At 73.7% G+C, this 1,377-nt stretch carries 1 protein-coding gene and 1 pseudogene; both read left to right on the top strand.

Translation table 11 applies throughout. The features are described 5' to 3' along the window. A partial coding sequence (locus AC13HU_RS37250; protein ID WP_483046429.1) for an RICIN domain-containing protein occupies positions 1–329 on the top strand: 329 nt, incomplete at its 5' end. Positions 330–820: 491 nt separating this feature from the next. Continuing rightward, positions 821–1,377 (top strand): annotated as a pseudogene (locus AC13HU_RS37245) (prenyltransferase/squalene oxidase repeat-containing protein); the annotation flags it as partial.

The raw sequence follows: 1,377 nt of genomic DNA, 5'->3' as shown, positions 1-1,377 counted from the left end.
ACCCCACCCTGGGCCCCGGCGGCACCCCGCTGTTCCAGATCCGCAACGACAAGGACCGGCTCTGCATGGACCTGCCGGACTACGGGGCGGAGCCGCTCACCACCCCCATCACCGAGTTCGCCTGCAACGGCACCACCGCCGACAACCAGCTGTGGTGGCTCGCCAAGCAGCCCGACGGCGCGTACTGGATCCGCAACTACGCCAGCAACAACGCGTGCCTGGACGTGTACGGCAACAGCACCGGCGGCGACAACACCCCGCTGACCATCTTCAGTTGCTCCGACACCGACGACCAGGAGTGGCAGATCGTGCACCCGTCCACGGACTGATCCGCGGCCGGCGACCGGCCCACTCCTGGTCGCCCGTTCACCCGTTCACCCGGGCCGGCCGGTAGGCCGGCAGTCGACGGTCTACCGGTTCGCGGTGGGGGAGTAGCGGGGTCCGGCCGCGGGCGGCGTGCCCGTGGCGTGGTGCGGCCGTCGGCGGGCGAGTCCTGTCGGCGGGCGTGCCCGTGGCGCGGGTATGGCGGAGGCGGCCGCGGGGGAGTGGTGAAGGCAACTGTCCGCCACGTTGACGGGACGCGCCGCCGCGTGGTGCCATGAGACGCATTTCCAATGCAGCAGCCAGGGGAAGCCGGTCGAAACCCGGCGCTGACCCGCAACCGTAGGCCCACCGTGAGGCGGGCGAGCCGGACCACCTGCGCTGAACTGCAAGTCACGCTCGCCGTCGAGGACTACGGCACGGACGACAGGCCGGCTCCCGTGTGCCGGTCCTCCCTCCGTGGCCCGCGCTCCCCGCCGGCCGGACCGGGGGGCCACCCGTGCTCGTTCTCGCCAGGCGTCGCCGTCACGGACGGCCGCGCGCCGTTGTCCTGCTCACCGCGGCCGCGCTGACCTTCGGCAGCCTCGCGGCCGGCCTGGTGTCGGTCGCCGCGCCCGCGCACGCGGACCCGATCGGCGCGTGCACGCCGACCAAGGGCGCGGTCGTCGCGGTGGACTTCGGGCACTGGGGCGGCCCGGTCGCCCGCGGCTGCGACGCGAACCCGACCACCGGCATGAACCTGCTGCACAACGCCGGGTTCACCACCACCGGCACCGTGCACGACGGCCCCGGCTTCATCTGCCGGATCGGCGACGCGGACCACGACGGCGGCACCGAGTACCCGACGCCGGCCGACGAGCCGTGCGTGCTCACCCCGCCGGCCGACGCCTACTGGTCGTACTGGATCGCGCCGGCCGGGCAGTCCACCTGGACGTACAGCCCGCTGGGCGCGCTCAGCGACGTGCCGAAGGACGGCGAGGTCGAGGCGTGGGTGTTCGGCCCGACCGACGTCGGCGGCACGACCGGCGGCCCGTCCTTCACGCCCGACTCCGTACG

The sequence above is a fragment of the Streptomyces sp. NH27 genome (assembly GCF_056859195.1).
The sequence above is the reverse complement of the archived record's forward strand: the minus strand, read 5'-3'. Positions and strand labels throughout refer to the sequence as shown.